Raw genomic sequence first — 22,010 nt, 5'->3', positions numbered from 1 at the left:
ACTGCGCAACTGATTCATTGGAGGCGGGTGTTTGGGACTAAGACTTAATATCGCGATAGCATGCTATCCGACCTACGGAGGCAGCGGCGTGGTGGCGACCGAACTCGGCCGCCACCTCGCTCGCATCGGGCATTCGGTGCACCTGATCAGCTACGACGCGCCGGTGCGGATGCCGATGCACGAACCCAATATCGCGTTCCACGCGGTCACTCCCAAAGAGTACGCTCTTTTCCGCCAGCAGCCTTACACGATCGGGCTGGCCGCGAAAATGGTCGAGGTAATCCTTTCATACGATATCGACATACTTCATGTCCATTATGCCATACCTCACGCCGTTTCAGGTTTTCTGGCGCGCTCGATCGTCGCGGACCGACACCCTGTCAAGCTGATTACTACGCTTCATGGAACCGACATTACGCTGGTGGGCAGCGATCCGAGCTACTTCGAGATTGTCAAGTTCGCCATCGAGCAAAGCGATTCGGTGACGGCTGTCAGCAACAGCCTTCTAAGCGAGACCGTCGAGCGCTTTGGAATTGAGAAGGATATCAAAGTAATTTACAACTTTGTTGATCCGAATGACTTTGCGCCTTCAAACGAAGCAGCCGAGAGATACAAGATGTTCGCGCCCAACGGCGAAAGCCTTCTATGTCATATCAGTAACTATCGCCCAGTCAAGCGGGCCGTGGATGTTGTAGAGATCTTCGCCCGAGTTGCGGCGGAGGTTCCGTCGAAACTACTTATGGTCGGCGACGGCGTAGACATGCCTCTCGTTCGTGCTCGCGCGCGCGAGCTTGACCTTTGCGACAAGGTTGAGTTCTTGGGTAATCGCGGAGATATCGCCGAAATTCTTGAAGTTTCAAAAATCTTTTTAATTCCCAGTGAATCGGAGAGCTTCGGCTTGGCAGCGCTTGAAGCCATGGCATCCGGCTGCGCAATTGTGGGCACCAAGGCAGGGGGAATACCGGAAGTTGTAACACCTGCGTGCGGAATACTTCATGAAATCGGCGATGTCCAAGGTATGGCCGCATCCTGCGTGAAGCTGTTAAAGGACAGCCGACTATTGATGGAATTGCAAACCGGAGCCCATGATAGGGCACTGAAACACTTTGACGCGCGAACCAAGGTTGCGGAGTATTTGGCCGAATACCACCGCGTTCTTGGCTCGCAGGAGCCATTCGGTCCGGAATATGCATCGCCAAGCCATTTATCCGATTAGCCGCGCGGGAAAAGGTAATTTCTCAAGCGAAATTTTGCACTGCCGATAAATTAGACGTTCTGTTCCCGGAGGTTTCAGTGGCGGATGGACCGCTCGGCGCGTATGCCGAAAGCCGGATTCTGACGGCCGAGCCGGAAAGGCTTGTGCTGATGATGTACGAGGGCGCTCTGCGTTTTCTGCGCATGGCGCGCGCGGCTGCTCTGGAGGGCAGGGTTGAGGACTGCCATAATTCCATTCTGCGCGCATACGCAATCATAGCGGAGCTTATGGCCACGCTTGATCGCGAACGCGGCGGAGAAATAGCGGCAAACCTTGAGCGAAGCTACGAATTTATGCTTTATCGCCTTCGCGAGGCGGATATTGAGAAAGACCCGCGCTTAATCGAATCGGTTGAGAAGTTGCTTGAGCCTCTGGCAGAGGCTTGGGAAACGGCATTCTTTAAGTCGAAAGGCACAGGTGCGGCAAGATTGGCAGCGTCAAAGGAACGCTGCGGCCCGGATACTTACAGCCCTGGCGGGGTCCCGGCAAACGGCAAATGTATCCAAAAAGAAACCTTGTTGGGTGGCGCGGATATTCCGGCGATGCCTTCCGTACCCGGCTCTCTGGATGTGAGGGGCTGATAATGGCTGGCCAAATATCATCCGGCAGTCCGGAATCTGTCGGTCATTTGCCGACGGAGTTTTGTTTGAACTCGCAAGATGCAAGGACGTTTATCGATGTGATAGAAGATTTGGGCAGGCTTATTGACGAGGTTGCCCAATTCGTGTTGGAAGATGACTGGCATAAGGTTGCGGAGCTTGCCGAGCTTAAGGACAAATGGGAGAGACGAGCCGTGGAATTGGCGGACAGAGATGCCGCGGAAATGTTGTCTAAGTACCGCAGCAAATGCCTCGATCTTGAACAGATCATCGGCGCAAAAATAGCAATCACGGAAAACGAAATCCGCAAGACCGCGCTGGCAAGGAAAATTCTTTGCGGATTTGCACGCAATAAAGGTGAGAGCGATTACGTTACGGAGCCGCTGCCAGGAATAATGGTCGACCGCTCCTGTTGAATCTACCAATCAGCGAGTGTCCAGGCAGAAAGAAAAACAAGTTGAGCGACATCCTCCATTAGTTGGGGATTCAGTAATTCGGCATCGTCTCCCGGCGTATGATAGTTTTGGCGATCTCCAGCTGTCAGCACCATAACCGCCGGTACTCCCTTTGCAACGAACGGCCGCTGATCGCTTGCGGGATTGGCGCCGTTCTGCGCGATTTTGATTCCGGCGGTTTCCGCGAAAGATGAAAACGCGGAATAAATTTGAGGGTGATTCGTTCCACCGAACACCACGGCGAGATCGCCCATTCCCACCATGTCCATATTGATTACGGCATCAATCTGGCCTAGCGGAACGGGAGGATTTTCGACGAAGTGATTGCTTCCGAGAAGTCCCATTTCCTCGCCGCTGAACGCGACGAGAATTATTGACCGCCGAGGAGCTCGCGTTGCCATTCCGAACGCCTTGGCTATCTGACGTAGCACGCCCGTTCCGCTTGCATTGTCATCCGCGCCATTGAAAATCACCCCGGCCTGTTCGCCGACATGGTCCATATGCGCGCAGATTAAAATATACCTGTTCCGAAGTTTGGCATTGCTCCCGCGCTTTAGACCAACAACATTGTAAGCGGTACGCTTGGGAAAGTACTCCGAATTGGCGACTATGTGGACGCTCGTTTCGAGAGGAAAACTCATTGGCTTGGTTTCGGAGTCAATTATTTCCCGTATGCTCGAAAGGGGATGCTGCAGATTGGTTACGAGCGCCGTTGCCGCTTTCATCCCGACCTTTACGGCGACCAAATCGGGTTTGCCCGGATAAGGGCCGCGGAACACGGACGCCGCAGGCGCGCCGTAATCTTCCCCTGTATCGCCGACAAAAATAATCGCTGCGGCACCGTGCTGGGCGGCATTTCTCATCTTGTAGCCCGCGAATTTGTAGTTTTCGTTTGCTTCCACATCCAGCGACTTTGGAAGTCCGTTCAGAACAACGACCGCCTTGCCGCGAGCGTCCACTCCCGAGTAGTCGTCGTACTGCCCCAATGAAAGCCCGTATCCGCAGAAAACGGCATCCGCCGTCACATCTCCCGTGGCCGTGAAGCCCCGGAAAACGAAATCCTGTCCGAGCGCGGGTGACAAAATCACCTTGCCCTGATGAAGAATTTCAAACGCCCAAGGCGCGTAAATCCTGTTCTGCTCGATTTCATAGGGCTGCAGAAATGTGTCCTTGCCGCCGAAAGGCGTGAATCCGGCTTCTTTCATCGTGCCGGCCATAAGAAGCGCGGCCTGGTAATACTGGTCGCTCCCGGTACCGCGGCCTTTGAACTTGTCGCTGGCGATCAGCCGAATGAAATCAAGTATCTCCCCGCCCTTGATCGAGGCGTAAGCAGCGGAGATTTCGAATGGAATTTCCTCTTGCGAAAGAGAAACTCGCGGCCAGGCGAGTGTCGCGAGAGCGAACAGTCCTGCCGCGGCAACGTATCGGATTGCGTTTGATTTGGTCACGTTGATATCCTAAATAGACGTTTTCGCGCTAATCGGGCAATCCCTCGGCGCGAACTGTTTTTACCAGGGTAATTGCAACTTTTTCTTTACCATCCGCCTCCGGCGCCGCGTTTCGAATGGCTTCGGCCACCTTCTCCGCTGCAGAAATCTCCGGTACGAGCGCAAACATTATCCGTTCTTCTTCTGCGTGCGAGCTGAATATTTCTTCCGGAGCGGCCGCGATGTCGAACTCGTCGCGGGCGAACCGCTCGCCGTTTTCGGGAAACCGTCTCGCCGAAATCACAGTAGCGCCCGGAGCACCCGCCTTTGCAGCGGCCGAAAGGATTTTCTCGATGTCCGCAGGATTTCGAATCACCGCGATCAACAAGTATCCGGTCATTGTTTGTTTAGCCTCCTTGTTCGGCAGCTGCATCCGCTCCGTGCCGATTCGCTTCACCCTTGAAAGCGGATTTGAGCCAAATCGGCGTGACGAGCGTAGTTACCAAAACCATCAATACCATTATGCTGAATATGTCCCGGTTGATCACGCCCGCGGTCAATCCGACCGTGGCGACGATTAGCCCAACTTCGCCTCGGCTGATCATGCCGACTCCGACCCGATAGCTGCTAAGCCAGTCGAAGCCCGACCATTTTGCCCCCGCCATGCAGCCGAGCACTTTGGTGAAAACCGCAATAAAGATTATCGCAAATGTAAACCACAGCACGATCACCTGGGAGTTATCCATACCTCCCGAAAGAAGCTTGGCAAGTGGGGCGAAGATGGGTTTGACGTTCGCCTGCATCCCGATGCTGATGAAAAATACCGGTACGAGCAGCGAGTATGTGACGCTGTGCAGCTTTTGCGTGACGGTCTGGTGATATTCGGTTCGCGCGACGAGAATACCGGCCAAATATCCGCCGGTAATCGCCGCGACGCTGCCAATGAACTCTGCGGACCAGGCGTACAACAATCCTATAACGATTGCGGACGCAAGAAGCCCTTCGGAAATTTTCGATTGCGCGGCCCAATTCAATATCCGTCCGATGTATGCCCGTCCGAGCACTATCGCCCCGAAAAAGAAAAGCGCCATAAACAGAATCAGAATAGCGATTCTCAGTACTCCGGCCGCAGGTTCGGCAAGCCCCGTCGCGGCCAACCCTGCCATGACGTGGTCTACAAGGTTGTCCGCCGCTGACGCCGTGCCTTCGGTAGCAGGCTTAAAGGCGATTACGAACGAAAGCACAATAATTCCTATCACGTCGTCGATAACCGCTGCGCCGAGGATTGTTGTGCCTTCTTTGCTTTTCAGCTTGCCAAGCTCCATCAAAGTCTGTGCTGAAATGGAAACGGAGGTCGCGGTCAAAATCGTTCCGATAAAGACCGCTTCGTAAACGTTGATTTCCATTCCGAGCATTGCAAAGCCCTCCGATGTGAAAAATCCGAACACCATCGGGCCAATCACTCCGCCTACAGCCGCCCAAAATGCAACGCGGCCGACGCGCCGCATTTCGGCGACATCCGTTTCCAAACCGGCCATAAACATCAGGAAAACTACGCCGATTTCGGACAGATCCTTAAGCGTTCCCATCAGCGGCGAGGTGAGCGCGGACGCGGCCGGATCAAGAACGTGTCCTGCCGAACCATGCGGAAGAAAAATCGGCCATCCAAGGAAATTAAGTAGGGATGGCCCAAGAACAAGCCCGACGAGGATCTCGCCGAACACCGCGGGCTGCCCGAGGCGTTGAGACAGCCAGCCGGACATCTTGGCCGCCACAACGACGATGGCGAACATCAACAAAAGCTGAAGCAGATGGCTCATTTTTCCGAATCGGATGCGCCGCCGGACGCAAAAACAGCGGGAAGTGTAGCAAAGATAGGTCCTCAAATACCCATGACTGCGCTTTCACAGCTATAATGGGAGCGGTTTTTTGGAGGCTTCGATGGCTTCATTTCGTTCGGCTTGGGCGCTGTTCGCCGCTGTAGTTTTTACTTTGCTTTTTACCGGCTGCCCGAGCGGCGGCGGCGATTCGGACGGGCAGGGCGGGCCCGGCGCGCAATCCGAAACTTCCGGCAAGCTTTCAGACGCGCATCCCGTTCCGCTCACTCCGCCCGAACCCGTGAAAATCAAGATGGCGTTCGTGCCCTCGAACGAGGCCGACACGATAATCGAAGGAACGAAAAAGCTCGACTCGCTGCTTTCCGCGAAGCTGGGCATTCCCGTCGAGTCCATCGTCCTCCCGCACTACGTCGCCGCGGTCGAAGCTCTCGGCACCGGCGACTGCCTGGTGGGATGGCTTCCCCCGCTGGCTTACATTTACGCCAACCAACGCCACCAAGCCCGCGTCGCGCTCAAGGCCGTGCGCAAGGGGACGCCGTACTACTACGGCCAGCTCATCGTGCGCAGCGACAGCCCGATTCAGACGCTCGCCGACTGCCGGGGCAAGCGGTTCGCATGGGTTGACCCGACTTCGACCTCCGGCTACCTGTACCCGCGGGCGATGCTGAAGGCGGCGGGAATAGACCCCGACAAGGACCTCGGCGATTCGGTTGCCACCGGCAGCCACGACAGCGTGGTTATCTCCGTACTGCAGGGCAGTGTGGACGTCGGCGCATGCTACGTGGACGCGCGCGAGCGCGCGAAGGAAATCAACCCGAAGGTGATGGAGGAAACCCGCGTCATAGCCAAGACCGACCCGATTCCCGGCGACGCGGTAGTGCTTTCGGGGCCGACGTATCTCTCGGACGAATGGGCGAAGAAGCTGACCGGCGCGCTCGTCGAGGTGATGCACTCCGGCGAAGGCAAAAAGATCATCTTCGATATTTACGAAATCGAGGATCTGCTTCCGGCTTCGGATTCAGACTACGATGTCGTACGCAAGATGGCGGCGGAGCTTGACCTGGACGTCGAGGCGCAGCTGGGGAAGGGGAAGTAGTTTGCCTAATTTGGCCGGTCTGCTATAAGCCAGTACGTTGCTATATGACTTCTGAACCCGTGCTACCATCTCGCACGATGCCCGGGCCTGCAATTCTGTGCCGTGACGTCGCCAAGCGGTTCCCCGACGGGACCGAGGCCCTGCGCGGAGTTAGCTTCGCCGTCCCGCAGGGCGAGATCGCCGCGGTCATCGGCCCTTCCGGCGCCGGCAAGTCCACGCTCCTGCGGTGCATCAACGGGTTGATCGCGCCAACGTCCGGCTCGGTCGAGACGCTGGGCGAGGCCGTATCCAACAAGGGAAGCCGCGGACGCGCTATCCGGAGGCGCGTCGGGATGGTGTTCCAGAGTTTCAACCTGATCCCGCGCCTGACGGTGCTCCAAAATGCGCTCGTCGGACGGCTCGGATACAAGCCGATTGCGCCATCGCTTTTTTTCCGGTTCACCGCCGACGAAACGGACAAAGCGCTGGCGGCATTGGATAGGGTTGGACTGGCGAACGAAGCGTGGAAACCCGCAAGCCAGCTTTCGGGCGGACAAATGCAAAGAGTGGCTATTGCAAGAGCGCTGGTGCAGGATCCGCCGCTTATCCTGGCCGACGAGCCGGTGTCCAACCTCGATCCGGTCATCGCCCGCTCGGTGCTGGCGCACCTTGTGCAGATCTGCCGCGAGGACGGCCGCACCGTGCTGCTCAACCTGCACGCGGTGGATCTGGTGCGGCTTGCGGCGGAGCGCGTCATCGGCGTCCGCGCCGGCCTGGTCGTCTACGACGGCCCGGTTTCTGGCCTCGAAATGTCTGTCCTGAAGCGTATTTACGGGGAGGAATACTCGGACTAGATGCAGCCGCCTTCCGACAATCCGAAGCCCGAATCCGCCTCCCGGACTCCCCGCAGCCCGCACGCCGCAGCCCGCGCATCGCTTGCCGCTTTTCTCGTACTGATCGGCCTCGCAATCTGCGTAAAAAGCTTTATCGATACTGATTTCAGTCTGGATCTTTTTAAGCACACCGAAACCCGCGTCGACCCCGCCACCGGCAAATCCGAGTTCGTGAAGGTCTGGGGGATGAGCGAAATGACGCGAAATGCGCTGGCCAAAATCGCCCGCCCCAGTTTCGAGCCGGAGCTTCTGCGCAAGCTCGCCGCCGACATGTGGCTGACCGTCGAAATCTCGCTTGCCGGAACCATCCTGGCGCTGTTCCTGTGCTTTCCGATGGCGTTCCTGGGGGCCAACAACCTGATGCGGGGCTCGCCCGCCGCCCGCACCGTCTACATCGCCGTCCGGTTCCTTTTCAGCGTCAGCCGTGCTTTTCCGCCGATACTCCTGGCATTGCTTTTCGTTCTCGTCGTCGGCGTGGGGCCGTTCGCCGGAGTGCTGGCGCTTGCCCTGCACTCGGTCGGCGCTCTCGGCCAGCTTTTCAGCGAAGCCATCGAGAACATAGACAAGGGCCAGGTTGAAGCCGTCGAAGCCGTGGGCGCCCACCCGGTGCAGGTCGTCTGGTACGGCGTGCTGCCGCAGGTGCTGCCCCGTCTGGTCACGCTTTCCATTTACAGGTGGGATATGAACATCCGGATGAGCATGATCATCGGAATCGTGGGCGCGGGCGGCATCGGGTTCATGCTCGACCAGTACATCAAGCAGTTCAGGTTCAGCGAGGCCTCGACCGCCTTCCTGATCATCCTGGCGGCGAGCTTCATCCTCGACCAGGTGAGCGCGTGGCTGAGAACGCGGTTCGATTGAATGAATTACCTTCGGAAATTATGATGCGAACGTTGGGTTGCTCTATTGTTTGGGTCGGATTTGTGTTATCCTTTACGTGTCCATCCATTTCGCATCCATCCCGGTAGACTAAGGAGGTGCAGTACATGAGGGGTGCGAGTTTTAACCGGCGTACCGGCTTGGCTGTGTACGCATTGTATTTGTCAGGAATCATTTTTTTGTGCATTTTCGCATCTTGCGGCAGGGGAGCAGGCAAGGGAAGTCCACCTACCTATGCCCAAAGTGCGGTCGCGCCTTCCACGGTTCAGATTGCGGTCGATCCACAGGTTTACAAAATGCTCCACGAGGAGTTGATGAAACGCCTCGGTGACATGGATAAAAAAGTATCGGCGGTTCCTCCCGGCTCGATCGGCAAGGTGACTGACCTATCGATCGACGCCGATGCGGAAATCATTCGCTGGAGCTACGTAAATCCGGGCGATTTTGACCAGGGTGGCGAAGTGGGTGTGAGCGACATTACGCCGCTGGCCGTATATTTCGGCGGGATACCCGGCGACGGGCTGGGCAACGACGCCGCGGAAGCGTTTTTGGATTATGACGGAGACGGTGAGGTTGGAATTGGCGACATACAAGGAATAGTGGACGGTTGGGGCAACTCGGTTGACCATTACTTGCTGGAAACATCTTTGATTCCCGAAGGCGCAATTTTCGAAATGTTGGAAACGCCGGTATTGAGCGGCACTCCGGGTTGGCCAAAGGTGTTTGAAGTTCCGTTTCCCGAATTGATTCTTGACAGCATTCGCGTGACGCCTGTGGACGAGGGAGGAAAAGAAGGAGAGCCCAGCGATTTTTTTGCTCTGGAAATTCCACCTTTGGTTTTCGGAGTGACGCCTTTGGAAGGTGATCAAGGGCAGTCAGTTACATTTCAGGTTAGAGCGGCTGGTCCCAGGCCGTATTCTTACGTATGGGAATTCGGCGGTGGTGCATATCCCAATGGAGCGTTCGTCGCCGAACCGATCGTGGTTCTCGGGGATAGCGGCATTTATCAGTGCATAGTTTCGGTTTCAAACGAATATGGCGCAACATCGTTCCCGTTCGAGCTGTCTGTCGGGCCATCTGCGCCGCGTGTAATTTCTATTTCGCCGCCCGGCGGCAATGTGGGAGAAAAAATTGCTTTCCACGCGGTTGTTTCCGGTACCGCCCCGCTGACCTACGCATGGGATTTCGGCGATGCTGCTACGCCGCGGTTTTCATCAAGCGAGACGCCCTTGGTGACTTTGGCGATGCTGCCCGGCGAGTATCCGATAAGGCTAACCGTCACCAACGACCTTGGCAGCGACACGCTGGAAACAACGATTTCCACCGTAGCCATTCCTCCGACTATTCAAGATGTTTCCCCCAACGAAGGTGTTACGAGGGAGCAGGTGACGTTTTCGGCGCATGCAACGGGAAGTCCGACGCTTGTTTACCGTTGGGATTTCGGAGGCGGAGCAACGCCCAACCAATATATCAGCGGGGAACCAACCGCGACGGTCGAGTTGGGTGTGCCGGGAACCTACTTTGGGAATCTCGTGGTCGTGAACGACTACGGACTCGCCGAAATGCCTTTCGGCTATGTCGTAAAGCCCAAGCCCGGTTCCTGGTCGTACGAATTCATCGAATACGGCGGTACACGGAATCTTGGTTCCTTTACCAGTCTTGAGTTTTTGCCCGACGGTACACCTGCTGTTGCATATCAGGCTAAGATTGATTCTTCGAACTTCGAGGTCGTCTACGCCACCAAAGATGCAAGCGGCTGGGATATTGAAACGGTCGCCAGCGGCGGCATAATCGGATCGTTTACGAGCCTGGAAATCGACAATGACGGAACCCCCGTCCTTGCATACCAGGCCGACGGTGAGGCGATAATGCTCGGAGCGCGGTACGGAGGGTTTTGGAACATCGCCGAATTGCTGCGAGGCGATATGCTCGGCAATGCACTCACACTGGAAATATCGCCCGTTGGCACAAAGGGAATCGCCCACAGAAAGCCGGGGTTGCCGTATGAAGTGCGATACGAGCGTCTTGAATCGCTTGGGCCGGAGTCCACGGTGTTGAGCGATGGCACGAGCGCGGGTCTCGGTTTCGACTCGCTCGGTAATCCGCTTGTGTTCGCGTACGACGGAAATTCCCAGTTTGAGTGCTTCTGGTGGGATGGCAACCAGTGGGGTGAGTCCGTGGTGGATACGGGAACCAATATGGGGCATGGCGTCATTTCCGTGGCGCTGGCTCCGAACGGAACGGTTGGCTTGTCTTATTTCGCGGAATCCACCTACGACGTAAAATACGCGGAATGGACAGGGACGAATTGGGCGCCGGTCACCGTGCGCAGCCAGGGTTTCGTGGGACAGTACAACTCGCTTGTGTACGACGAAAACAGCAATCCATGGGTGGCATTCAACGATGTATCCAACTCGGATTTGGTTGTTGCCAGGCGGGTTGGAACCTTCTGGGATGCCGACGTCGTGGACAACGGCGGCGCGGAAAACAACAGAGTCGGCCAGTACTGCTCGATCGCCATCGCCCCCAACGGCAAGCTCGCGATTGCTTATTACCAGAGCCAGCGTGACAAGTACGGCGCCAAGTACGCTTGGGTCAATTAGAAAGTTAATATGCACGGCGGCGCTCACGGCGCCGCCGTGTGTTCGTTTCGGGATGCAAGTGCGGAAGAGGGGACTTGAACCCCTACGACCTTGCGGTCACCAGGCCCTCAACCTGACGCGTCTGCCATTCCGCCACTTCCGCAGTTGGGGAAAAAAATTATACCCATCGCAGGCGGAAGTTTCAATATCGTATTGATTGCGGCGCGATTTTGCTATCCGGCGCCCAGTCTTTCCCGTTTCCGTCCAAGCACCGCTATGGTTACCCCTACGCCGCCTTCGGAAGGCTGCGCGCTTCTGACGTGACTGACCTGCGAATGCTTGCGCAGGTAGTCGCCGACGAATTTGCGCAACGCGCCGGTGCCGATGCCGTGCATAATTCTCACCTCCGTTAATCCCGCACGGACTGCGGCGTCGAGAAATATTTCAAGCGCCTCGAACGATTCTTCGGTCGTCTTTCCGTGCAGGTCAAGCACTTCTTTCGTAACTTCGGCCGAGGCGGCGACGATTCTTCTGTCCATCCCAGGGTCTTTCGCTTTTTGTTTAAGCTTTTTTGCAGCCTCGAATTCGCCCAAGTCGATGAGGGAGAGTTCGTCAAGCTTGGCCGTTACCCGGATTTTATTCACTTCCACGTTCGCGCGTTTTTTCGTTTCGTCCACTTCAAGTATTTTGCCCAGAGTACGCGTTCCGGCGATAAGCACCGCATCCCCTGCGACCAAAGGTCTGCCTGCCGTTGCGACGACGAATCGTTCAATATCGAGATCTTCATATGCTTCCTCGATTTGTTCGTCCAGTTTTTTCTCCACGCTCTTCGCAATTCGGTGAGCTTCCTGAACGAGCGCCACTTCCGACGCAGTTTTTGAGCGTTTCACCCTCGATTTGATAGACTTTTTTGCCGCGTCTATCATTTCCGCAGCTTGTTTTTCTATTTCGGCTTTCCATCGCTTGCTTTCCTTGACGAATTCCTCTTTACGAGCTTTCAGCTCTTCTTTCAGTCTGCGGTTTTCCTCTTCGAGTTTCCGCGTTTCGACCGCGCGCTTTTCGGCATCCACGCGCGCCTCGTCGAGCTGTCGGATTGCGTCCGCCATCACCTTGTCCTTTGTGTCCAAAACGGATTTGGCGATTCCTATTATTTGTTGATTTACGCCGAAGGTGCTGGCAATATCCAAAGCAAAGCTTTTGCCGGGCTGATTTTCAATTACTCGGAACGTCGGTTTGAGGGTTTTTTCATCGAACTCAAGCGAAATATTTTTAATTTCCGTATGGCGATAGGCCATGCCCTTCAGCAGGTCGTAATGCGTGGTCAGCACCGGCAATGCAGGCTGTTTTATTAAATAAGCGATTACTCCGTATGCCAGCGCTGCACCTTCGGTGGGTTCGGTGCCTCCTCCGATTTCGTCCATGAGTATCAGCGCGGGTTTGTTGCAATAAGGAAGATTCGTTTCCGGATCCGCGCCGTACAGCCACTCGTCAAGACCCTTAAGAAAATGAAGATGGCTGGTGAACGTCGATAGCTGCTGCGATATTGATTGATCGTCCCCAATGTCCGCGAAGACTGCGCCGACTTCGGGCACGGAGCTTCCCTCGTCTGCGGGAATGAACGAACCGATGGCTGCCATCAAAGTGTGAAGCCCGATTAGTTTCAGCAAGACCGTTTTCCCGCCCGCGTTCACACCGCTGACTACGAGGCCGCGAAAGGGCGCTTCCATACGCACGTTTTCCGGCACGAATCCCGCGATCAGCGGATGACGAGCGTTTTTTAAATGAAAATTTGGGCCAAAAATCGCGGGGCGAGTGCAATTATATTGGCGGGCATATAAAGCGCGTGCAAATACCGCGTCCAGCTCCGCGAGTATTTCGAGATTCGTTTCGATGTGATATGAGTATCCCGCGACCTCGCGAGCAAAGTCCAATAGAATGCGTCGTACCTCGATTTCCTCTTCGACAAATAATCGCACACGAGCGTTGTTTAGGTCGATTAAGGATTCTGGTTCGACCAGCACTTGCGCGCCGCCGCCCGACAAATCCACGACAATTCCCGAAATCGCACTCTGTGCTCCCCGCGGGAGTGCGATTACAAACCTGTTGTGTCTAAGAGACAGATGAACCTCATCGCCGTATTGGCGTTGATATTGAGTCACAAGATCGTCAACGCGTTTGGTTATTACGCGTTCTTGATCGTGCAGTTGTCCTCGCAGCTTTCTCAAAAGAGGGGAGGCGCTATCTCTGATTTCGCCCTCTGAAGTGAACACCTGACGGAATCGGTAATTAAGCGCGGCGAGCGTTTCCCACGGAAACAAAAGGTCGCAAAGCCTCGGCTGGCTTTCCGGCTTGATTTTTTTTGCGAATTCATCCACCTCACCGCACACTTCAAGAAAATCGCGAAGGATTTTAAGCTCGTCAGCAAGGATAATGTCTCCGATACGCGCTTTTGCAACGACGATTTCGACTTCACCCACCAATCCAAATGAAATTCCGGAAAAATTCGGCCGCGAATTTACAAACTCAAGCGCCTCCTGCGTCCGGTCGAGCAGGAATTCGATTTGCTTTTTGTCGAACACCGGTTTCGCTGATTCGAGTAGTGATTTCGCGCGCGCGCTCTTGGCGTATCCGGCCAGTTTTCGGCGGAACTCGTCGAATTCGAGGTCCGAGTGGGATTTTCGGATTAATTCTTCTACCGTCATACACTTTGCCTAAACTTCGGCAGCCAAATTCTAACAGAAGGATGTGGAGTTGCACGGCGAAAATACACGTCTAAAACAGTTTGCCGCGCGTCGCGTTGACCATTTCCTGTGTTGCAAGCGGATGGCCTGGTTTCAGCCGCAGCGCTCTTTGGCAGTAATCCGCCGCCTCGCGGGAGCGCCTAAGCCGATTCAGCACGAGCGCAAGGTGGGCGTAAACGTCCGGATCTTCCACGCCTTTCGAGACCAGGCCGGATAATATATCGCGCGCGTTCGAATATTTCTTGACCCCGATGTAAACGTTCGCCGCGGCAATCGACGCGGGTATATGCCTCTGATCGAGCGAAATCGCGGAGAGGAACGAGCCAAGCGCCCGTTCCTCCAGCCCCTTCGCAAGAAACGCGCGGCCCAGCTTGTAGTGCAATATGGTGTAATTCGGATTGTGCTCGATCGCCCGCTGATACAGGTTAATTGCGTCGTCCACTTTTCCGTCGCGCAAAAGCTGGTCGGCGCTCTCCATGTAGCTTCGCGCCAGGCTGCCGGTGGTTTTGTGCGAGGAATCTTCAACGAACCTGGCGATCTCGCCGAAGTTGACCAGCACGGCAGAAAGAGTGCCTTCTATTCTCCTTCGCCGGGCGTTTTTCTCTATGAGCTCCACGCTGATTGCGGGATTTTCCTGACTCGTGATGAATTCGCGAATTTCTGCAATGCTGAACTTGTCTCGCAGCGTCTTGGACAAAAGTATCACCTGCTCGCCATCGCGCAGACGCTTTTTTGTAGTATGAATTCTGAACCGCTCCGCCATTCCAAGCATATCTGCAGGCTCTTCGTCGAGGCTTGTATCCGAGCTTCCGATGATCCTGGATTCCACAACGGCGCCTTTCACGGATTCCAGTTCCGCGTATTCGCCCTTGTAGAAGTAGTACTCGGTGGATTCCCCAGACCTGCACAGGAAAACGGTGTTGTTCTGAATGAAACAACAGGTCGTAGACACGCCGATTTTGCCCAGCTTGCCTTTTCGAAAAGCAAAACGGTAAACGTTCTGGTTTGCTTTTGCGAACATCTTGGACATATACGCTTCTGGATCGGTGCCCAAAAGATCGGCGGGATTCGTCGGATCATGGCCCGGAGTGAAGAATTCCTCTTTGATTACGTCCAGCGCAAGCCTGGCGGCGGCGGAAGCTTCGCCAAGTTCGTTGCCGACGCCATGAACAAGGCACATGAATCCGCGCGGCCGATCGCCCTTGGTTGGAAGGCGATAGCACAGCGTTTCCTCTACTTTTTCTTTCGTATTCTTGCCCACGATGCAGACGTCCGCGAAATCGAATCTGATGTGAGGGATTTCTATTTTTTCTTTCTTGTCCCAGCCCATCATCGCCGCGATGTCATTCTTTATTTCTTCGGCCGACTTGTACTGCGCGCCGGGATTGCGGTCGAGAAGCCGGTAAATGATCTGCTTCGCTTCCGCTCCAATCATTGACTCATGGACGACTCGGAAAGTATCCCCGTTTAAGTGGTCGTGGATTATGTCGTCCTCGATTTTGAAGCTGTACGGCGGATGCCCGACCAAAAGCTCGAAAAAGACAAGGCCCAGGCAGTAAAAGTCCGAAGCGCGCGTCACCTGGCCCGACTTGACCCAATCGTAGGAAAAATACTCCGCGCTTGTGTTCGCGAGATTTCCTTTTTCCAGAATTAGCTTTGACAAAAATACGTCCGCCAGCTTGACTTCTTTGAGGTTCGTTGAAAGAAAAATGTTCGTCGGTTTTAGTCCGCCGTAAACCGGTACATTGTTGAAGTAAAGAATTTCAAGCGCCTTCGCAATTTGCATCGTGATGTGCGCCGCATCGTGAAGAGGAAGCATTCCTCTGCGTACGAGCAGATCCTCCAAACTTTGGCCCGCGTCTTCCATCGCGATGTAGCCGAGCTCATAGTGCACGCCTACGTCGTGCACTTTCACAAGGACCGGATCCTCCAGTGTGGACATTTGCTTCAGGTAAGCCCTGAAATACTCCGCAAGCTGGGGGTACTCTCTTAGATCGATTATTTTCACAAGGCAGGCCGCATTGTCGGCGGCGGTGTCCTCCGCCGTGAGAATTCGGGCGTATGCACCGCGGCAGACTTCCTTGCCGAGCTTGAATCTTCCTCCGAACAACGTGGAATAAATGAAACTGTCAAACGAAATCTTTCCGCCGTCGTCGCCGAGAAGCGCACCGACTTCCTCCGCAGCGTGCTTGTAATCCCGATGGCGCGCGTCTGGATCAATGGTCAGCAATCTAAGCAGAATTTCCTGCACAGGAATCGGAACGTATTCGAGTTTTGAGAGTGTCGCGGCAAGGATGTCCGGATTATTTGATTCTTCCGGGCCGATATAATCGGAATGCTTTTCGCCGGTGAGCAATTCAAGCATCACAAGTCCAAGCCCGTATAAATCCGTTGCCGGACCCAGCCTCCAGCGCGGTGCTTCCGTGGCGGATTCGGTTTGTGCCGCGTCCGCTTCTTTGAATACTTCGAACGACTCCGAATTGTCGGGTGCGTCAAAATCCGTTGAAAAAACCGCACCGTCGTGTGCGACATTCAGCGGAAGGCTGTCCACATCAATCTCGCGGGGAGCGTCACTTTCGGTTTCAGTAGCATCGTGTTGAGATTCGAACTCGCCGAACGCGGTCCCCGGAGGAAGGTATTCCTTGAACCGCTGAAGGCAGGCCGGGTCTTTAAGCACCGCCGCCGGCGCGACACCGAACAATGCCAAGCGCGCCCGTCCGTCCGCGAGGTTGAAATAAATGTTGTCCGGCGACATGTAACCGTGGCAGGCGATTTCTTTCGACTCCGCGAAAAGCAGTGCCTGCAATATCTGGGATGCAATGGACAGCACTTCCTTGGGCTTGACGCGGCCGGAAGTGTCGAATGTGGAAAGCGGAGCGCCGGCGTCGGGATAAACGACGAACAGGCTGCTCTTGTGCTTTCCGGCCGCAAGCGGTCGAAGGATGCCTGGATGCTCCTTCTGGGCCAAAATGTGAGTGTCGCGCAGGAATTTCTTCGCGGCCTCGTCGTGTCCCAGCAAATCCGCCGGCAGGAAATACCCAAGCACGGATGCGCGGTCCGAATCGCGGAAACCGCGCAAAACCGCGTGAGTGTGAGTCCTTCCGCTTTCGCTGACGAAGGTGAAGTCGCCGATTTTCAGTTTTTCCAATTAAAAGCTCCCTTGGATCGGCTTTGAAAACTTAATACTAGCGCAAATGCTGATTGGCTGCATGGCGCTTCCGCAGCCTTTGGTTAGACGCTCGAAAGTCGTTTTTGTGCCAAACAAAGGCCGGTTTCGCGGTGATATAATCCCCGCTCGCGCCATAGGGCGCAGACTGCATCGGGACTGAATATTTTGGCCAAGCAAAAGGAAAACTGGACTTCGGAGCGCATCCGCGAGGCGTTCCTTGCCTACTTCGAGGGCAAGGGGCACCGGCGGCTGCCGTCCGCGTCGCTCGTGCCCGTGGACGACCCGTCGCTTTTGCTCATCAACGCCGGGATGGCGCCGCTCAAGCGCTATTTCGAGGGACGCGAGGCTCCGCCGGCGCCGCGCTGCTGCTCCTGTCAGAAGTGCATCCGGACAATTGACATAGACCAGGTCGGCCACACCAACCGCCACAACACGTTTTTCGAGATGCTCGGCAACTTCAGCTTCGGCGACTATTTCAAAAAGGACGCGATCGATTACTGCTGGGATTTCCTGACGAGCGCGGAGTGGATGGCGATTCCGCCGGAGCGATTGTATTCGACGGTGCACGAGAGCGACGACGAGGCGTGGGGGCACTGGGAGCTCGTCTGGAAGACCGCGGGATTCGAGCCGCGCGCGCGGATTTTCCGGCTGGGCGACAGACACAATTTTTGGGCGGCGGGCGACACCGGCCCGTGCGGGTACGACAGCGAGGTTTATTTCGACCTCGCACCGGGCGAGCCGTTCGAGGGGACGCGCGAGGATTTCGAACGCTGGGAGGATCGCGGCCGGTTTATCGAGGTGTGGAACAACGTTTTCATGGAGTTTTCACGCGACGAGGCCGGGAATAAAACGCCGCTGCCGAAGAAGAACGTGGACACGGGAATGGGTTTTGAGCGGCTGGTGATGGTGAAGCAATCGCTGGAGCGCGGCGAAAATTGGCAGACCGTTTTCGTGAGCGATCTTTTCGACTACATAATCAAGGAAATACTCACCGAATTCGAACTGGGATTCGGATTCGACGAGTTTGTCCGACGCGTGAACAAGTATGATTTCGCGGGCGAGTTTCACCGCTCGATAGCGATTGCGGATTATTTGCGCTCGTCCGTGTTTTTGCTGGCTGACGGCGTGACGCCGACGAACGAGGGGCGCGGCTACGTTCTGCGCAGGCTGATAAGGCGCGCGATCCAGTTCGGGTTTACGCTGCGCGCGAATCCCAAAAAGCGCGGCGAGGCGTTTCTGGCGAAGCTTGCGGAGAAAGTGATTTCGAATATGTCGCAGGTTTATCCTGAAGTGAAACACAATTCCGACAAGATCAAGAAATACCTTGCGCATGAAGAGGGGCAGTTCCTGCGGCTGCTGTTGGACAGCTATCCGGGGCTGCTCGCGGAAATAGAAAAGGCGAAGGCCGCGGGCGAGGCGCTTTCGGGCGCGGTTGCGTTTCTCTACCACGATTCTTACGGGCTGCCGTTCGAGGTGACGCGCGACGCGTGCGCGCAGTACGGAATCGCGCTGGACGAAGCGGAATACGAGCGGCTGATGAAAGAGCAGAAGGAGCGCGCCCGCGCGGCAACGACTTTCTATTCATTTAGCGACGATACTAAGATTTCAATAGTATTGCCTGATGTGGAATTTTTGGGATATGAAACGTTGCAAGTTGCTGATGCCAAAGCTGTCGCAGTACGCGAGTTGTCAGAGCGAGTTGATACTTCAATAAAGTGGATTGTTGCAACCAATAAAACGCCTTTCTACGCCGAGGGGGGGGGGCAGCCGGGGGATACCGGATTCATCGAGGGCGAAGGCGTCAGGCTGCGCGTGATTGATTCCAAACAGAAGGGTCAGCACATCTGCGAGTTGATTACCGGCGATCCGGCGTCGCTTGAAGGAAAAACCGTCACGCTGACGGTCGACGCCGCGCGCCGCGAGGCGATCGCGCGCGCGCATACCGCGACGCACCTGCTGCACCGCGCGTTGCGCGATACGCTGGGCGCGCACGTCCAGCAGGCGGGCAGCCAGCTTTATCCGGACAGTTTCCGGTTCGACTTTTCGCACACCGAGGCGATGACGCCGGACGAAATCGCGCGCGTCGAGGAACTCGTCAACGGATGGATCGCCGGCTCGCACCCGGTGACGACGAAAACGATGCCGCTCGCGGATGCAAAGGCGCTGGGCGTGACCGCACTTTTCGACGAGAAGTACGGCCAGGAAGTGCGTGTCGTCAGCGTCGGAACGCCCGACGGAGCGCAGGATTATCCGCACTATCCCTGGCGGCGGGACGCGGTCGTAAGCCGGGAGCTTTGCGGCGGGACGCATGTCGCGCGCAGCTCGGATATCGGATGCTTCGCCGTCCTGCGCGAGGAGAGCGTGAGCGCGGGGATGCGGCGCATAACCGCCGCCACGGGGGGGGAGGCGTGGAAGGCGCTCGCGGAGCAGGCGGGATTCGCCCGCCGGATGCGCGCCGCTTACAACGCGCCGTTCGCCGAAATCGAAGCGCGGGTTAAGGAAACCGAAACCGAGCTTCGGCTGACGCGCGAAAAGCTTATCGTGAGCGAGCGGGAGAAGATAATCGGCAAGTGGCTTGATAAGGCCGCGGGCGCGGCTCAGGAGATCACGCGTCCGGACGGGAGCACAATCGGCGCGGTCATGATGCAGGTGGATGGCGTCGGCAAGGCGTCGCTGAAGTTTTTGGCCGACAGGATCGCGGACGCGTATCCGGGAAAGCTGGTGCTGCTTGGCGAAAACGACGGCGGAAAAGCCGCGTTCGTGTGCAAGGTGCCGCCGGAGCTGGTGAAGGCCGGGCTGAAGGCAGGGGATATTGTCCGAGTGGCCGCGCAGGCGTGCGGCGGCGGCGGCGGCGGCCGTCCCGACTTCGCCGAAGCGGGCGCGAAGGACGGGGAGAAGGTGGGGGAAGGGATCGAGGCGGCGAAGGGCGCTATTTCCAGCGAAGGCAGAAATTAGAACGGCGATCTCTAAGTAAGCTTGTTTGACCTCACGCAAATATGCGCGGGCGCGGGCGCGAGCGGGATGGAACCGCCCGCGCCCATAATCTCGCCTTTAGCGACTACTACTTTTTGCGCAGGCTCTTGGGAATGGTTCTGGCTTTAGCTTCGCCGCCTTGCTTTTCCAATGGTTTGGGCGAGGCGTCGGGCGAGAGCTTGGATAAATCAACCACCCCAGTGATTCGCGCGGTTGGCAACGTGCTTTGAAAGTAATTGGCGAAGTTCTTTACGAATTCCTCATTGGCCAAAAACTCGGATTGCTTTGCAAAGCACTCAACCTTGACCAACCCGGTGGCCGCTTTGCTTAGCACAAGCACCGAACCTTCTCCGATTCGGAAGAAGTCCATCGCTACGTCCTGTCTTCGCAGAGGAACAAAGGCATGTAGTAACGGTGATTCACATCGGATTTCAGTTCAACCTGTACCGCGTACTCCGAAACCTGTAGTCCGATCTGCCCAGCGTTCGCCCTGAATGGCCCCGCTGCGCTGCCTGTGGCGTTCATAACCAGCACGGTTGCTCCGCAAGTCGCAGATGCAGAACCCGAGAAGGAAATGAACGATTCGCCAGAATCGTCCTGCGCAAGCTCTAACACGGGAATCGCCGCATCCGTTACCGGCTGCCTACAAGTAACGCGCGCGTCCAAAACGCTCGCGACATCCGCGCCCAGTAGCAGCTTGTCGACAGACGCGTCTACAAGTATGACGCTTCCCAGATGCTGGCCCTTGACCACGGTATCCGCGTCCAGCTGATCCAGATTAATCACGACACCCAAAGACATCACTAAACCTCCTTAAAATTAAAAGATCACTAATTCCACTGGCGACTTAACAGCAAAATCAGATATCGCAATGGTTTAATGCAAATTAGATCGTTCAACCGAAGTATCCAAAAAACAGCCGCAACTCGCGGTCAACTCCTTGAAATGCCACGATCGGTTCTCCTTCAAAGCCGACCAAAGAACCGATGTTGCCGCCCTCTGAGAGCAAATAAGGCGTAGACCAGGAATCCAAGTTCCAAATGCTTGCTTTGCAGACTCTTGGTCCGCTGGGATTGACAACTGAGGTTTGAAACAACATCCATACTTCCTGGCCTATTACAGAAAAATGAAATGTATTTTTTACTTCGGCATTCCCGTATATTGTGACGGCTTCATTCCATTCTGTGCCTTCCGGGATTAAGCCGACAATGAACAGAAGGTTTTTGGTAGATTCTTGCAGGAAAGCAATACATGGTTTCCCGGCTATTTCCTTCAACCTTACCATCGAACTTGCTTCGCCCGGCGAGCCTACGATTTGAGGGAAAGGCCAAGTATTGCCTAGCGCATCGTCAGAAATAATGTATTTCGTTTTATGCGCCAAATTGTCCAAAAATGCGATGGCCGGTCGTCCGTCAACGACTGCCATAGATGGGTAAAAGACGTCCGCCGAGGAAACAATGGCGGTCGGAGTCGGCCACGTCGTTCCGTCGCTGTCATTTGCCCTGGCGAAATACAGCTTTCCGGTCACTCCTCCCCTAAATGCAAGCGCGGGAAAGCCTTCAATTTCGCAAATAGAGGTCCGTTTGCTAATATCTCCGGGCGCCGCGGCCACAACTGGCGAATTCCACTCCGAGCCGTCCGGGTATTTTGCACTCACATATTTGATTGACTGGTCTGAATCGTCAAAATAGGAAACCGCTGGTTTGCCTGAAATTATGGCAAAATCGGCATACGCGGTATCAGGATTGACATTGGCAATTATCACAGGTTCATTCCAAAGATATCTTTCGACGTCAATTGCGGTTACATATTTTATCTGCTCTGATAGTGAACTTCCGTAGCAAATTGCCGGAACACCCCCAACAACCGCCAGGTGCGCGTTTACACCCGACTGCTTATCCAAATCAACCGCATAAGTATGCCACCCATGCACATTTATCACGACGCTTTTCTCCGTGCTCGAGCCTTCGCTGTCCCATACTTTAACAGTCGCCGTCGTCGTCGGATACGGCACGGTGTACGTGTGCTCCTGCACCGGGCCGACGCCTTCCAAATCCCACAGCCCGCCGTCGAAGTTCCAGTCGTAGCTGACAATCGTCCCGTCCGGATCGTAGCTGGCCGACG

General features: G+C 55.7%; 16 protein-coding genes and 1 tRNA gene. 8 read left to right on the top strand and 9 right to left on the bottom strand.

Annotated elements, in window-relative coordinates:
- The first annotated feature begins 31 nt into the window (after window positions 1-31).
- The 3 genes from bshA to HRF49_06175 all read left to right on the top strand — a co-directional run bounded on the left by bshA (window position 32) and on the right by HRF49_06175 (window position 2,270).
- Window positions 32-1,216 (top strand): N-acetyl-alpha-D-glucosaminyl L-malate synthase BshA, encoded by a 1,185-nt coding sequence (gene bshA, locus HRF49_06185; GenBank protein MEP0814238.1) that lies wholly within the window; start codon window positions 32-34, stop codon window positions 1,214-1,216.
- A 77-nt stretch (window positions 1,217-1,293) separates the two neighbouring features.
- Window positions 1,294-1,836: a flagellar export chaperone FliS gene (gene fliS, locus HRF49_06180; protein ID MEP0814237.1), complete on the top strand. Its 543-nt coding sequence runs from the start codon at window positions 1,294-1,296 to the stop codon at window positions 1,834-1,836.
- A 65-nt stretch (window positions 1,837-1,901) separates the two neighbouring features.
- Window positions 1,902-2,270 (top strand): hypothetical protein, encoded by a 369-nt coding sequence (locus HRF49_06175; protein ID MEP0814236.1) that lies wholly within the window; start codon window positions 1,902-1,904, stop codon window positions 2,268-2,270.
- A gap of 2 nt (window positions 2,271-2,272) precedes the next feature.
- Here the strand turns inward: HRF49_06175 and HRF49_06170 are convergent, their stop codons facing one another.
- From HRF49_06170 to HRF49_06160, 3 genes are read right to left on the bottom strand one after another with little or no spacing between them, the layout of a single operon-like run.
- Window positions 2,273-3,757 carry a M28 family peptidase gene (locus HRF49_06170; GenBank protein ID MEP0814235.1) on the bottom strand — a complete coding sequence of 495 codons (1,485 nt, stop codon included), beginning with the start codon at window positions 3,755-3,757 and terminating at the stop codon, window positions 2,273-2,275.
- A gap of 28 nt (window positions 3,758-3,785) precedes the next feature.
- Window positions 3,786-4,136, bottom strand: a complete 351-nt coding sequence (locus HRF49_06165; GenBank protein ID MEP0814234.1) for a hypothetical protein — start codon at window positions 4,134-4,136, stop codon at window positions 3,786-3,788.
- 7 nt (window positions 4,137-4,143) lie between these two features.
- On the bottom strand, window positions 4,144-5,556 hold the full coding sequence (locus HRF49_06160; GenBank protein ID MEP0814233.1) for a cation:proton antiporter: 1,413 nt from the start codon (window positions 5,554-5,556) through the stop codon (window positions 4,144-4,146).
- A 121-nt stretch (window positions 5,557-5,677) separates the two neighbouring features.
- Between HRF49_06160 and HRF49_06155 the strand changes: the two genes are divergently transcribed.
- The 4 genes from HRF49_06155 (at window position 5,678) to HRF49_06140 (ending at window position 11,024) form a co-directional block, all read left to right on the top strand.
- The gene (locus HRF49_06155; GenBank protein ID MEP0814232.1) at window positions 5,678-6,670 is read left to right on the top strand and encodes a phosphate/phosphite/phosphonate ABC transporter substrate-binding protein; all 993 of its coding nucleotides are present in this window, start codon (window positions 5,678-5,680) and stop codon (window positions 6,668-6,670) included.
- A gap of 77 nt (window positions 6,671-6,747) precedes the next feature.
- The gene (phnC, locus tag HRF49_06150; protein ID MEP0814231.1) at window positions 6,748-7,503 is read left to right on the top strand and encodes a phosphonate ABC transporter ATP-binding protein; all 756 of its coding nucleotides are present in this window, start codon (window positions 6,748-6,750) and stop codon (window positions 7,501-7,503) included.
- On the top strand, window positions 7,504-8,403 hold the full coding sequence (gene phnE, locus HRF49_06145; GenBank protein MEP0814230.1) for a phosphonate ABC transporter, permease protein PhnE: 900 nt from the start codon (window positions 7,504-7,506) through the stop codon (window positions 8,401-8,403).
- A 158-nt stretch (window positions 8,404-8,561) separates the two neighbouring features.
- A complete protein-coding gene (locus tag HRF49_06140) occupies window positions 8,562-11,024 on the top strand; it encodes a PKD domain-containing protein (protein MEP0814229.1) in 2,463 nt (820 codons plus the stop codon).
- A gap of 59 nt (window positions 11,025-11,083) precedes the next feature.
- Here HRF49_06140 and HRF49_06135 read toward each other — a convergent pair.
- From HRF49_06135 to HRF49_06125, 3 genes are all read right to left on the bottom strand, one after another.
- Window positions 11,084-11,166: transfer RNA gene (locus HRF49_06135), tRNA-Leu, on the bottom strand.
- A 70-nt stretch (window positions 11,167-11,236) separates the two neighbouring features.
- On the bottom strand, window positions 11,237-13,705 hold the full coding sequence (locus HRF49_06130; GenBank protein ID MEP0814228.1) for a Smr/MutS family protein: 2,469 nt from the start codon (window positions 13,703-13,705) through the stop codon (window positions 11,237-11,239).
- A 70-nt stretch (window positions 13,706-13,775) separates the two neighbouring features.
- Window positions 13,776-16,892, bottom strand: coding sequence for a protein kinase (locus HRF49_06125; protein MEP0814227.1), 3,117 nt, complete (start codon window positions 16,890-16,892; stop codon window positions 13,776-13,778).
- Window positions 16,893-17,078: 186 nt separating this feature from the next.
- Between HRF49_06125 and alaS the strand changes: the two genes are divergently transcribed.
- Window positions 17,079-19,868 (top strand): alanine--tRNA ligase, encoded by a 2,790-nt coding sequence (gene alaS, locus HRF49_06120; GenBank protein ID MEP0814226.1) that lies wholly within the window; start codon window positions 17,079-17,081, stop codon window positions 19,866-19,868.
- 106 nt (window positions 19,869-19,974) lie between these two features.
- Here alaS and HRF49_06115 read toward each other — a convergent pair whose 3' ends face one another.
- From HRF49_06115 to HRF49_06105, 3 genes are all read right to left on the bottom strand, one after another.
- Window positions 19,975-20,226, bottom strand: coding sequence for a hypothetical protein (locus HRF49_06115; GenBank protein ID MEP0814225.1), 252 nt, complete (start codon window positions 20,224-20,226; stop codon window positions 19,975-19,977).
- A gap of 32 nt (window positions 20,227-20,258) precedes the next feature.
- On the bottom strand, window positions 20,259-20,687 hold the full coding sequence (locus tag HRF49_06110; GenBank protein ID MEP0814224.1) for a hypothetical protein: 429 nt from the start codon (window positions 20,685-20,687) through the stop codon (window positions 20,259-20,261).
- 94 nt (window positions 20,688-20,781) lie between these two features.
- The gene (locus HRF49_06105; protein ID MEP0814223.1) at window positions 20,782-21,939 is read right to left on the bottom strand and encodes a hypothetical protein; all 1,158 of its coding nucleotides are present in this window, start codon (window positions 21,937-21,939) and stop codon (window positions 20,782-20,784) included.
- Window positions 21,940-22,010: the final 71 nt, after the last annotated feature.

Source organism: bacterium (assembly GCA_039961635.1).
GTDB lineage: Bacteria > 4484-113 > 4484-113 > JAGGVC01 > JAGGVC01 > JABRWB01.
This window is presented reverse-complemented; position numbering and strand designations above follow the sequence as displayed.